The sequence below is a fragment of the Anabaena sp. FACHB-595 genome, assembly GCF_048568275.1.
Classification (GTDB): domain Bacteria; phylum Cyanobacteriota; class Cyanobacteriia; order Cyanobacteriales; family Nostocaceae; genus Trichormus.
Genome location: NZ_CP183473.1, coordinates 1,456,108 through 1,468,700, shown reverse-complemented (window position 1 = coordinate 1,468,700; position 12,593 = coordinate 1,456,108). Strand labels below are relative to the sequence as shown.

The following is a 12,593-nucleotide window of genomic DNA, read 5'->3' as shown; positions in this document are numbered from 1 at the left end:
TGACATTTACTCCCTGTTTCCCCTGTTTCCCCTGCTTCCTCTGCTGCCCCTGCTCCCCCAATCCCCAGTCCCCAGTCCCCAGTCCCTCCTAGTGCAGATGCACATCATCCTCTTGGCACTTTTGATAGTGAGATGCGTCTAGAGAAATGGCTCTTCTAGTTAGAGAAAGAAAAATCAACCTTTATTGACAATTGCCCACCTGATTTTCAGGCTCGCTATTCAATTATGTAGCTTGGCGATCGCCTACGGTGGGCGGAATGCCGTCGCCAAATGTGGACGGAATACCATCTTGACCTAAATCAGTTCTGCATCCTGAATATTCAATATTTCTTTAGCTTTTTCATCAGCCAGGATACTGGATATTTAACGGAAATCCGTTAAACCAAGATAACAGAGTGTAGTTAGACTAACTAATTTCGCTAGTAATGCTATCAACCGAGGGAGACCTGCCATGCTAGAAAAACTTGTGCAAGCCGCCATCATCACTTTCTTGCTCCACCTGATAGCAGGAATTAACCCAAATCATAGAATCCAAACTAGAACAGTTACACCCACGCCAGAAGTCCCTGCATCACTGGTGAGTTTTTTCCGTTCTTTACAATGAATATTGGGGAGTAGGGAATAGGGTGCAAAGTTAGAAAATCATGACTCAGCACTCATGACTCATTCAAGCTAGACTGGGCAAAGAAGGCAACTACCACCATCTGCATCATGACTAATCGCCTTGCCCAAACCAAGAGTCTCTACCTCCGCAAGCACGCCGAAAACCCCATTGATTGGTGGCCTTGGTGTGATGAAGCTCTTGCAACAGCTAAAACACAAGATAAACCAATTTTTTTGTCGATAGGTTACTCCAGTTGTCACTGGTGTACTGTGATGGAAGGTGAAGCTTTTTCTGACCAAGCTATAGCCGACTATATGAATGCTAATTTTTTGCCTATTAAAGTGGATAGGGAAGAAAGACCAGATATCGACAGCATTTATATGCAGGCGTTGCAGATGATGAGTGGTCAGGGGGGTTGGCCTTTAAATGTCTTTCTTTCACCAGAAGATTTAGTTCCGTTTTACGCTGGTACTTATTTTCCTATAGAGCCAAAGTACAACCGTCCTGGGTTTTTGCAAATTCTGGAAGCACTACGTCGCTATTACGATACCGAAAAAGAGGATTTGCGCCAACGGAAAGCCCTAATTGTGGAATCGCTCCTCACCTCTGCGGTATTAAAAGGGGAAGCTACCCAAGAAGCGGAAGAAAGCGAATTGCTAAAGCGTGGTTGGGAAACTAACACAAGCGTAATTACTCGCAACGAATACGGTAATAGTTTTCCGATGATTCCCTATGCTGAATTAGCATTGCGAGGAACTAGATTTAATTTTGCGTCCCGATATGATGGCCAGCAAGTGGTCTACTCAACGGGGTCTGGATTTGGCTTTAGGTGGGATTTATGACCATGTGGCTGGGGGATTCCACCGTTACACTGTTGACCCTACTTGGACTGTTCCCCACTTCGAAAAGATGCTTTATGACAATGGTCAAATTGTCGAGTATCTGGCAAATTTATGGAGTGCGGGAGTCAAGGAGCCAGCTTTTGCAAGGGCTGTTGACTGGAACTGTTGTATGGCTGCAACGGGAAATGACTGCACCGGCAGGTTATTTTTACGCGGCTCAAGATGCTGATAGTTTCACCACTCCCACGGACGTAGAACCAGAGGAAGGTGCTTTTTATGTCTGGAGTTATGCTGAGTTAGAACAACTGGTAACGCCAACAGAATTAACAGAATTACAACAGCAATTTACAGTCAGTCCTCAAGGTAACTTCGAAGGTAAGAATGTACTGCAACGCCGACAACCAGGGGAATTGGGCGCAACGATAGAAACTGCATTAGGAAAATTGTTTGCTGCTCGTTACGGTAGTGCTGCGGATACCCTAGAGACTTTTCCACCAGCACAGGACAACCAGGAAGCAAAAACTACTCACTGGCCAGGACGTATCCCTTCGGTGACGGATACAAAGATGATTGTGGCTTGGAATAGTTTGATGATTTCCGGTTTGGCGAGAGCTGCTGGGGTATTTCAGCAACCTTTGGCTGGAGAACTAGCAGCTAAGGCGGCGAACTTTATTTTAGAAAATCAATTTGTCGATGGGCGTTTCCACAGACTCAACTATCGAGGGGAAGCGGCTGTGTTGGCTCAGTCGGAAGATTATGCTTTATTTATTAAAGCACTGCTGGATTTACACACTGCTGAACCTGAAAATCGATTTTGGTTAGAAAAAGCGATCGCACTACAACACCAATTCGATGAGTTTCTCTGGAGTATAGAGCTTGGTGGTTACTTTAATACAGCTAGTGATGCTAGTCAAGATTTGATTATACGAGAACGTAGCTATATGGATAATGCTACACCCTCAGCTAACGGTGTGGCGATCGCTAATCTCGTGCGTCTGTCATTACTCACCGATGATTTACACTATCTCGATTTAGCCGAACAAGGGTTAAAAGCTTTCAAAAGTGTCATGTCTAGCGCTCCTCAAGCTTGTCCTAGTTTGTTCACGGCTTTAGATTGGTATCGTAATTCTACCTTGATTCGCAGCACAAATGAGCAAATTCATACTTTGATCCCCAGCTACTTACCCACGGTTGCATTCGCTGTAGTGTCTAATTTACCTGACAATAGTGTGGGCTTAGTTTGCCAAGGCTTGAAGTGTTTGCCATCAGCCGCAAGTGTGGAAATGTTATTACAACAAGTACAGCAAAGTCAAAATAGGGGATAGAGAAGAAAGGGTGTAAATAACTACTTTTGCCACAGTTATCAATTCAATATTTATATATTGGTCGTCTCAAAGAACTAAAGCGAGCGCGCCGCCATATAAAACAGTTTGTTAGGCGTTGAATTGGTGAACAAAATATTTCTAATTCACGGACTGTAATCTGTTTTGAATGATGGCATTAATTGCTGCATAGTGTGTTTTATAGTTGGGAAGTGTAGCTTGAGCTTGTTGATAAGTAAAGCTATTTTGGGGGATAGATTCTAATAATTTAATAGCCTGTAGCCACTTATCTTTTGATTGCTGCCAAGCCAATAATGAATTTGGCGAAGTTTTTATAAAAAATTCAGCTTCTATCGCTAGCTTTTCGGCTGCTTCTAAGTTCATTAATGCTTGTTTTTCAGTTGCTGCTCTTTTATTAATCGCATCATAATTACGTCGGTAACGAATTAGTCTATCGTGTGCCTTTATAGAAACAGATGTTCCTTCAGGAATCAAGCTTAAGAATTTTATTGCCTGCTGCCACTTACCTGCGGCTTTTTGCCAAACTTTCAGAGGATAAGGCGGATTTTGAGCTATGGAAGAAGCTTCCATTCCGAGTTTTAAAGCAGATTTGAAATTACTAACAGCTTGTGTTTCTGGGTCAACATTTTGAATAGCTTGTTGAGGTTGATTGATTTTATTTTTGATAATCCCGATACCAAAGGTGAGAACAACTAAACTTGATGTGACAAATAGAGTTGTACGTAATATTGGTGAAAAATTATCAGATGTTTTCTCTGTACGTCGATTTATATATTTGTTATTAGTTAAACTTTTCTGTGCTTGCTCCTTTAATTGTTGACATTCGTTTAAAAAAGCAGTGAGTCTATTTTGATATTTTTCGCAATCATTGAGAATATCCGTCAATTCTTGAAACTTATTTTCACTAGATATAATCAATTCGTGAGTATCATCTAACCATTCTATCGCAAAGCCTGATTGACCACAAAACGATGAGATTGCCAGTAGAATTGTTAATAATCCCTGACTATTTTTAATGGTGTTGACCACATAAAATAGTCTGTCTTGGGCTTTTAATACTTCCTCTTCAAGGTTAATAATCTGCTGAATTTGCTTTTCTAAAGTTCTTGGATTACTAAAAGCTAACTTGATATCTATACTCTTGCTTAAATATTCAATATGCTTACTTAAGCTGGGATAATTAATATCTGCATTTACTTTATTGACCAGATGAGAATCAATTAAAATATCTGCGGCGATCGCTTGTAATAAATCACCCCATTCCAGCCAGTAATTTATTTTCGATTTTAAAGTATCTAAAGATATTTCTATGGCAGGATTGCCGAATTTTTCAGTAATTAGTCTTGTGTTACCAGTAATAGTTGGTTCTACCCGCAAAATACTGGGTACTAACAAATATCTTGTAGCACTCATCTGAGGTGGGGTAGCAGTAGCTTGATGGGTAGCAAAACTTAATTGTTGAGCGATTGCCTCCGGCAGTGCATAGCTAATCGCCTGTTGAATCTTGTGCAGCTGCTCCTGAGCCTGATTAATCAGCACAACTTGTTGTATGATCTCCTGAGAATTACCTAAAGTAAGTCTCAAACCATAAACAATTTTTGGCAAGTTATTAATAAGTATTTCTAAATCTGTCATAGCTATCCCTGGGGGATGGAACAAAAATTTATGTAAGACCGTGAAAATAGCAATTGGGAACGAGGAATTGGGAACTGGGAAAAGGAATTTTTACTCCCTTGTTGCGTGAGTGATTACATGATTACGGTGAAAGAATCCTGAGTAAAAACAACTACTCCAAGTACTTCTATTGTGTAAACTTTGAGAAAATGTCTAGTAGCACTAGTGAAACTGCTTGATTGTTAAATCATAGGAACGATAGATTTATATTTCCCAGAAATTTTGCTAAAGTAACGAGTCCAGTTTTTGAGTTAAATATCGGGTATTTTTCCTCTCACTTTATGAATGAAACTGATTTAGCTTTTACCCCAGCATTAGAGTTGGCGCAATTAATTCGCCGCCGGGAAGTGTCGCCGTTAGAGTTGGTGGAAATATATTTACAAAGGATTCAGTTGTTAAACCCAGAATTGGGAAGTTACTTTACGGTGACAGCAGAATTGGCGATCGCTGATGCTAAAGCCAAAACAGAATTACTCACAACAACCCCTGAACTACCGCAATTTTTCGGCGTACCAATTTCCATCAAAGACCTCAACGCTGTGGCTGGTGTCCCTTGTACCTACGGCAATCCAGCTTTGTTAAACAACATCCCACAATTCGACGATGGTGTAGTGACACGCATCAAACAAGCCGGGTTCACAATTTTAGGTAAAACAGCTACGTCCGAACTAGGTTCATTTCCCTACACAGAACCTACGGGATTTGTCCCAGCCAGAAATCCTTGGAACTTAGAATACACCCCTGGCGGTTCTAGTGGTGGGGCAGCTGCCGCAGTTGCAGCCGGTTTATGTGCGATCGCCCAAGGTTCCGATGGTGGTGGTTCGATTCGTGGGCCTGCGGCTTGTTGCGGTGTGGTGGGCATTAAACCAGCAAGGGGTAGAGTTAGTAAAGCGCCAGTAGGCGATCGCTTGGCAGGCATTTCCACTAATGGGCCAATTGCCCGTACTGTTGCCGACGCAGCCGCCCTATTAGATGCTATGTCTGGTTATGTGACAGGTGATCCTTATTGGCTACCAGATCCTGAACCGTCGTTTTTAAATGCCGCACAGACACCACCCACTCAGTTACGAATCGCATTTGCCACAGATATTCCTCCCTTGGGTGAAGCAGACGCTAATTGCCAACAAGGTGTGTTGACAACAGTTAAGTTATTAGAACAACTCGGACATCACATAGAACAAAAGTCTTTAGACTTGAGTGGGTTAGTAGAACCTTTCCAAATCGTTTGGCAATCTGGTGTAGCGGGATCAGGTTTACCACCGGAGATATTACAGCCAGTTAATCGTTGGCTATTAGCGAGAACTGGTACTGTTGCTGATTACATCCAAGCCGTCTATAAAATGCAAATAGTAGCACGGCAAATTGTGGCATTTTTTGACAATATAGATGTACTAGTATTGCCAGTATACCTGCACTCACCTATCCGTGTTGGGGAATGGGCTGCTTTGAGTCCAGAAGATACATTCCAACAAATTATTAACTGGGTAGCCCCTTGTCCACTAGCCAATGCTACGGGACAACCGGCGATCGCTTTACCAGCAGGTTTTGATCGTAACGGTTTACCTATTAGCGTTCAGCTAATTGGCAGACCTGCGGCAGAAGCTACCTTAATCAGCCTGGCAGCACAAATAGAAGTTGCTAATCCTTGGAACAAATATCGTCCAGCCTTTGCCGTCTTCAGCTAAATTAGCTAACACTACATCTGGCAGAGAGCCGAGGATTTCTTATAGTCAGACTGATTGTTCTCAACTCAACACTATTAGCTTATCAATCAATAATATTCAAATCCCATAGTTGAAGCTGATGTATTAATTACATAAGTCCTGAAAAATTAGCAATCAAAACATTGGCTGATGTTCACTATCCCAACATTGGTTATCACGCCAATAACGTCCAGTGTATTCACATTCAGATTTACTATTTAACCAAGGTATGGATGTAGACTCAAATCTACCACCACTGGCAGCAGAGAAAAAATCCGCAAGGGAGGGATAAAGAGCTTTCGCTGTAGCATATGTACAAAGTAGCATGGTTATGGTCAAACCTGTGTATAGCAAATTGCTCGAAGTTGGCAGTTTTTTATTCGGCTTAGTTTGACGAAAAATTTTTGGAGATTTTGAATTTATTGAAGTCATATCTAAATCCCTATGAATATGAGTGAGTTCATGGGATGCACCTTGTTGTAACTCAATCTTGCTCTGTCATGCAGATGATTGCTAGGGAAATATTACTGGTTTCAGTTGTTAACTCAATTAATAGTCTTAATAATGAAGAAAAGATATAAAAACCTATTAGGTCAGTTTTTAGGCTGAGAGAAAAGTAAAGTTATCATATACTCTTTATGTATTTTTTTTAATCTGCAATGATATTTGGGGCTTTAGCAGGAGGACTCCTTGAATTTAGATAAAAAATCGCTGTATTTAAAGATACATTTAACATCTATTGCCGATAAACTATTGCCTGACAACACAAATCAGGCTTTAAATCTAAAAAAAGAGCTTAATAACACTTGGAAGTTATGTATAAAATAATGCTTGCATAGCAGTAATAATCACATTTTCATCGTTTCCCATCGCCACTGTCTTGAAAATATTTTTGAGTCATGTAAAGCCCTATGGCGCTTAGAGTGATAAGCAGTGTGTGCAAATATTTATCATTGAGCATTAGGACTTCAAGCTGCGCCAAATTTTAGCCTTGTTAACGCGGAGAGAAGGGAGGCGCGCAGAGATTTTCTCGTGATAATTCCCGACTTTTAAAATAATTAAGCGCACCTTCATCGAGAATTGCTCACTAAATTATCTAACTCATATTGCATTTTTGTATAGACTAATTCATAGCAACTATTTACATAATCACGATCCTTCGCTGCATCTTTGCCATAACGTTCAAAAATAATCGGACGACAGACGCGAGTGTGAATTTGCATAGGTAGAGGAATATTTGGTAGAGGGCCTATAGACAAACCCCAAGGTAAACCCAAGTAGATAGGGAAAACGCCTGGATCTACTTGATAAAACCAGGGTAAGCCCCATTGATGGAATTGTTTGACTAAATCATAGCAATCACATAAAACAATCAATGTATCATGTGCGCCTACCGATATGAGGGGGACGATGGGGACTTCTTTTTTTAAAGCTAGCTTGATAAAACCTTGGTGTCCGGCAAAATTAATTTTGTGGCGTTGGCTGTAAGGACGGAACATATCATATTGTCCTCCAGGGTAAACAAGAACGCTAGCACCCAGATCAAAAGCATCGCCAGCTATTTTTGGATGCGCCACAATAGCGCCGATTTTTTGTGCTAGGTGAGCGATTTGAGGACTGACTTTCCAAGCGTAAGGGTGCATCAGCCCATACACCAAACGCTTAGTTCCAAATCGAGAAAACCAATCATACATCATCATTATCAGGTCAGGAGAAGCCATTCCACCATTGTGAGAACCAACCAGCAGTACTTTACCTTCTGTTGGGATATGATGCCATCCGTCAGTTGTTGCTCGAAAGTAGTAACGATAAAACCATTCCCACACTGGCATCAATAATTCAATAACCTGAGGATCTCGCTCTATTAATGATGAACCTGGGAGTGACGTATATGTAGGCATGATTTGATTACTTAATAAACATACTTCTAAATAACATAATTTCTTAGTTATAAATTAAATTAATGCCTGTGAATAATTAAGGTATGCTCAATTACCATATCTAAATATGAAACTCACTTAACTAGTAGTTTAGACCGCATCCAAAATTTTTTTACCCATAGTTGATTTACATAATTACATTTAATTGATATTGTTTAGCTAAAAATAAACTTGTTTCTAACTCATAACGTAAAGTAGGTGAAATATCTCTAGCAAATTTTAGACAATCTATTAGTAATTTGTTGGCATCCCAATACTTTTGTAAATCTTGTAAATCTTGTTGTACGAACTGCCAATCAATTCCAATCTTACGCTCATTAATCATCAAATCGCGTAATTCTTCAGTCCATGCTTGTCCATTTGATAGCCACCAATCTCTTAAGTATTCTCTTCCTTGAGTAGAAGATGGTAACTGGTTTTTAATATTTTGCAGTGAGTTATGTAAAGATACCTGATTGACTAATAAGTGCTTCAAGTCTAGAGCTAAATTTAAAGTAGATAACCTAGCAAAAAATATATCAGCCGTCATTGTCATACTCATCGCTAGTGCATTAGTTAAAGCCAAATCTAATGCTAAGTCTATAGACAAACTACCAGTAAACTGATGCTCTAAGGATATTGCTAAATCTTGGTTACAAGCCAAGGGATGTTCTGGAGGTAAAGCTATACTAAAGTAAAAAGCACGTACACTAGCAGGATGGTAGATATAACTTACTTGAGCAGACTTGTGTTCTACCCATTGTATAAAATGATATAGTCTGCGATTTCCGATAGCTATATTATCAATCTTTTCCTTGATTAATTTTAATAAATTATCTACTGGTTGTAGCATCCAGACAACTAGCAAAAATACTTCATGCCAGCGTTGATCAGATAAATGGCTAACTAATTCTTGCAGCATTTGATTATTTGCATTAGCTACGATTTCTCTAGCTATAAAATACTCTTGAAGTATGAGATGAGAGAAAGAGTAAACGCCTTTCGCTCTTTCAACTAATAAACCATGCTGTAATTCAATTGTTTTGATGATTGCGGTACTCTCTAGTTCCAAAGCATCTGTATCAGTTATGGTATTGCTTTGATGGAGTAGATATTCAGTTATTACTTGCTGGAGCTTTGTTTCAGTGAGAAAATAATCCCCTTGATGAAAGCTAATTGCGGCTATGTGACTAAGTAGCTTGATTTTGTGCAACAGAGATAAATTAGTAAAAGTTCGACTGTATTGAATTACTCTTACATCATCGTAGCGGACTAAAAGCAAATCCAATGCTTGTTTATAAATTTCAAAATGATGAAAAGGGAAATCTGCCGCAGACTGGAATGCCAAACAGCAAAGAATCAATAAGGCTGGTCTGTTAGCTAACTCAAGAAGACGATGATTTTTTTCTAGTTCGAGCCTTTGCACAAATTTGTGTGCTAAAAATTTAGATTTTTCTTGCGAATTGTTAGCTACTCTCAAGAACCACTTATTAGCAAATTCGGTGATTTTTATTTTATCAAAATCAGTGATTTCTACTTCTGTAAAGCCATGAAAATTAGAATAGTTTGTGCCTGTACGGCAAGTAATAACTATTTGATTTTTATAAAATTTTTGGATAAAACCGTGAATTTTATTGATGTTTTTTTCATGGTTCTGTCCTATAATCTCATTTAACCCATCTAACAAAATTAAGGCTCTACCATGAGATAATACAGTCCTCAATTCTCCTTCAGTAATGCCAAAGTTCATCACATGGTCGAGTATATATTTAAATAAGCTAAGTTGCCGAGAATCTTTAGCATCTTCCGCAAAGTTTTTGAGATTGACAAAAATAGGTAGGTAATTTGGCTGAAATATTCCTTGAGTACAACTCAGAGCAACTGATTGTAAAAATGTAGTTTTACCTGAGCCTAGTTTCCCCAATAATATCATTTTGGAATATTTTTTCAGAGCTTCTAAACCCCCGATTGATTTTTGATCTCGTTGTGTAAAAATGGGAGAATTAATATTATGGGAACCTAGCTTTTGTAAATCTTGAATATCTAACCATCTTTTACTAGAAATTTCCTCGCTGATGTTGACATCAATATAAATGTCATTAAGTAAAATTGGTCTAGCAATATCTAAAAGATGTAATGTGCTACATTGAGCCTGAATTTTGTCGTGATGAATAGAGCGTAATTTTTGTACTAGAAGATCAATATCTATTAGGCTATATTCGTCACCTTCTAAATATAAAGAATTTTCAACGGATTGTTGGAAAATTTCTGCTGTCTCCAGTTCTAGCGCAAAGCAAATATCATTAAAGACGTGACGATCTATAGGTTTACCAGTAAAAAATTTCCATATTGACTGGCGTGTTTCTAAACCAACTTCCGCCGCCAGATATTCTTGTGTCCATCCTTTGCGCTTAAAAGCCTGCTTTGCTTTTCTAATACCTTCCGCAGAGGCTTGGAGCGATCGCTTTGCCATGACAACAATTTGTCCGTTATTATACAATTTATACAACTTATATACTAACTTATACAAAAACACCAACGCGATCGCAAACATCCGTTGTACATAATAGAACTTGAGTCAGCCAAATCTACATACCCAACTAGCTTACGGCATTGCCCAAAGAGCCAATGGCAATCTGAGCAATGCTTAAGCTTTTACTAAAGTCGGTAGGGAGTAGCTAATTGGCTAGTGCAGTTTTTCCTAAAGTACTGATGATGCGGTGTAAGTCTCCTGCCGTAAATATATTAGCCACTAATATTTTGTTCACTGCAAATGCTTAACTAATACAAGTACACTTAGGGGCGCAACTGCTAAAAGAGTTCCCCGGCTTGGAGGAATTAGTGTTGGGCAATACCCACCCAGCCCTTTCAACGCGAACTAATGTACTAAATTTTGTGTTCAAAAAACACTTCCAATTAACCCCCTAAAAATAAGGCTTGTGGGAAATCTTCAAAAAAACGAACAATTTTATCGGTCATATATTGACCGTTTTTGATCTGCGAATCTCGTCAACTTGTATGGATAACTAAAAAACTTAATTTGACGGTAACGCAAGAATAGAGGTTTCAGCCTAAAAATAGGTAGTACAAATGAACGCGTTGAAAGGGCTGGCAATACCCACCCTACTGGACTGACAGGCCTAAAATGATGGATTAGGCTTAGGTTGGGTTGAGGCTTTGTGTAGGCGAAGCCTTCCCGCAGGGTAATCCAACATACAATTTTTTCGCACTATTTTAGCCTTGCCACGCCACTACAGATAAGCTAATGCGCGTCTAAGTTGCATAACTACTAATCAGGACTGTTGACTATCAACTCTCAACAGTCCTCGCGTTAAATTTTTTCAATAATCCATTCGGATTCCTATAGTTGACGATTTTTGATAGTAAGTACTGTCACAATAGTCTTCTTGTCGCTGGCTACATGGTAGTACTACTTGCACAATTGTTTTTTCTTGTGGCTTGCTGTGAATTTTTAATTTGCCGCCATGTAGTTCAGCTATGCGTTTAGCAATAGTTAAACCTAATCCAGAACCTTGTTGCTCATAAAGTTTACGTTCAAATTGCTGATACGCTCCTAATTCAGCAATTTGTGCTGCTGTAATTCCTCGTCCATGATCAATAAATGATAAGATTAAGCAATTGTTAATAACCTGGTTTTTGATTTTAACTAGGCTGCCTGGAGAGGAAAATTTGAAAGCATTATCTAATAATTCTTCTATAATTTTAGCTATCTTGGTTGTAGAAATTCTTACACTACAGGGATGTAATTCTAAGCTTAAATCGGCTTTTCTGGCTGCTTTTTTAGCTTTTTCAGTAATAAGTTCTATTAGTGTTGGGTTAGGAAATATGGTAGTTTGACTTTGCAGCAATTTAATTTGCTGTGGGTCAGTTCCCATAACTTCTAATTCTGCGTACATTAAAAAGTTTTGAATCAAGCCAAATAGACGTTCACCAGATAAATAGATGGATTCTGCCATCTCCTGAATCGCTTGCGAATCAAGACTATCACTCTCTTCCATCAGAATTTGAGAAAAGCCTAATATCCCATTTAAAGGTGTTCGCATTTCGTGAGGCAAAGATAAAGCAATACTGTTGCGTAGATTATCTAGTTTTCTTTGATTCTCTTGTTTAATTGTGATATGTTTCTCTAATCGACAGGCAATAGCTGCTAATAGCTCTGCTCTTGTGAAAGGTTTGATGATATAGTCATCTGCTCCCATCTCCATACCTTGACGGAAGTCATTCTTATCAGACTTAGCAGTTAGAAAAATTAAAGGAATTATTGCCGTTTCTGGGCATTGGCGTAATGCCTTTAAGACTTCATATCCATCTAGTTCTGGCATCATGACATCGCAAATAATTAAGTCAGGAATTTCTTCTTGAGCTAATTGCACACCAAGGAGTCCATTGTGCGCTTCAAGTATATTAAATCCCTCACCTTCTAACAAATCTAAGATATTTTGGCGTACATGGATATCATCTTCAATAACCAGAATTTTATTCATATT

7 protein-coding genes and 1 pseudogene are annotated in these 12,593 nt (G+C 39.0%); 3 read left to right on the top strand and 5 right to left on the bottom strand.

The window, feature by feature from the left end:
• Window positions 1-451: 451 nt before the first annotated feature.
• Entirely contained in the window at window positions 452-604 is a 153-nt protein-coding gene (locus tag ACN222_RS06145; RefSeq protein ID WP_168370995.1) for a hypothetical protein, read from the top strand.
• Window positions 605-711: 107 nt separating this feature from the next.
• Window positions 712-2,771, top strand: a pseudogene (locus tag ACN222_RS06140) (thioredoxin domain-containing protein).
• Between the two features lie 138 nt (window positions 2,772-2,909).
• On the opposite strand, the gene ACN222_RS06135 reads toward ACN222_RS06140, so the two are convergent.
• Window positions 2,910-4,424 carry a hypothetical protein gene (locus ACN222_RS06135; protein WP_096637250.1) on the bottom strand — a complete coding sequence of 505 codons (1,515 nt, stop codon included), beginning with the start codon at window positions 4,422-4,424 and terminating at the stop codon, window positions 2,910-2,912.
• Window positions 4,425-4,744: 320 nt separating this feature from the next.
• Between ACN222_RS06135 and ACN222_RS06130 the strand changes: the two genes are divergently transcribed.
• Window positions 4,745-6,148 (top strand): amidase, encoded by a 1,404-nt coding sequence (locus ACN222_RS06130; RefSeq protein WP_010995407.1) that lies wholly within the window; start codon window positions 4,745-4,747, stop codon window positions 6,146-6,148.
• Window positions 6,149-6,301: 153 nt separating this feature from the next.
• Here the strand turns inward: ACN222_RS06130 and ACN222_RS06125 are convergent, their stop codons facing one another.
• From ACN222_RS06125 to ACN222_RS06110, 4 genes are all read right to left on the bottom strand, one after another.
• Window positions 6,302-6,493, bottom strand: coding sequence for a hypothetical protein (locus tag ACN222_RS06125; RefSeq protein WP_231865514.1), 192 nt, complete (start codon window positions 6,491-6,493; stop codon window positions 6,302-6,304).
• Window positions 6,494-7,236: 743 nt separating this feature from the next.
• Window positions 7,237-8,067, bottom strand: a complete 831-nt coding sequence (locus ACN222_RS06120) for a lysophospholipid acyltransferase family protein (RefSeq protein WP_010995405.1) — start codon at window positions 8,065-8,067, stop codon at window positions 7,237-7,239.
• A gap of 166 nt (window positions 8,068-8,233) precedes the next feature.
• Complete coding sequence (locus ACN222_RS06115) at window positions 8,234-10,639, bottom strand: NACHT domain-containing protein (protein WP_419756893.1); 2,406 nt, start codon at window positions 10,637-10,639, stop codon at window positions 8,234-8,236.
• 787 nt (window positions 10,640-11,426) lie between these two features.
• On the bottom strand, window positions 11,427-12,590 hold the full coding sequence (locus tag ACN222_RS06110) for a hybrid sensor histidine kinase/response regulator (RefSeq protein ID WP_010995403.1): 1,164 nt from the start codon (window positions 12,588-12,590) through the stop codon (window positions 11,427-11,429).
• Window positions 12,591-12,593: the final 3 nt, after the last annotated feature.